The sequence below is a fragment of the Spirosoma fluminis genome, assembly GCF_054778895.1.
Map to the genome: position 1 here is coordinate 52,893 of NZ_BAAGZD010000030.1, position 918 is coordinate 53,810.

Genomic DNA, 918 nt, shown 5'->3' on the forward strand with positions numbered 1-918 from the left:
CAGTCGTTCTCAGTTCAACCGCCGGTTGTACGGCCTACAGGATCGTCTATATGAACTGCTGGGATTGCTGAGTCAATGGGCTAAGGCTGAAAATACGCGCTTTTCAGTGGACTCGTGTCCCTTGCCAGTTTGCAAAAACATCCGCATCAGCCGCTGCCGATTGGTTAAAGGCAAAGCCTTCCGGGGCTACAACGCCAGCAAGCGCGAGTACTTTTACGGCTACAAAGTGCATCTGAGGACGGCGGCTGATGGTCGGATCATCGAGTTCGACTTCACACCTGGCAGCGCTCATGACCAGATTGGCTTTGAGTTGCTGGGCTTCGATTTACCGGCTGGTAGTGAGGTTTATGCTGACAAAGCCTATAATCACTACGCTCAGGAGGTTTTATTGGCGCAAGCCGGTGCAATCGCCTTTCAACCAATTCGGCGCAGCAATTGTCGGCGGGTCGACAACGACTACTGCACCAACTGGCTGCGCCAGCAAGCCCGACGTCATATAGAGACTGACATTAGCCAGTTGGTCAGCCGATGGCCCCGGCGCATCCATGCGGTAACGGCGAAAGGCTATTTGTTGAAAGTGGTAGGCTTCATCCTGGCTCACAACATCTTGTTCTATTTGTAACCACACAACTTAAGTTATTATAGTTAAATGCCCCTTATACAATACCTCTAGACCTGTACCAGCTGGATTAGTGAGATCCTCCCAAATACTGGACCGCTTAAAGATTGAGGATCGAACGGTCTTGACCTACCCCCAAATACTGGACCGCTCAAAGATTGAGGATCGGACGGTGACCTACCCCCAAATACTGGACCGCTCAAAGATTGAGGATCGGACGGTCATTTATTCTCTTTTCACTGCCCTTTCCAACCTCATCGGGTGTCAGCCCGCCGAGCGAACTGTGAGGGCGAAACATG

At 51.5% G+C, this 918-nt stretch carries 1 protein-coding gene; it reads left to right on the forward strand.

Annotated features, from left to right (window positions below):
• Positions 1-622, forward strand: a 622-nt coding sequence (locus ACYVBJ_RS20775) for an IS982 family transposase (protein ID WP_460984225.1), incomplete at its 5' end; no start/stop codon positions are given.
• Between the last annotated feature and the right edge of the window lie 296 nt (positions 623-918).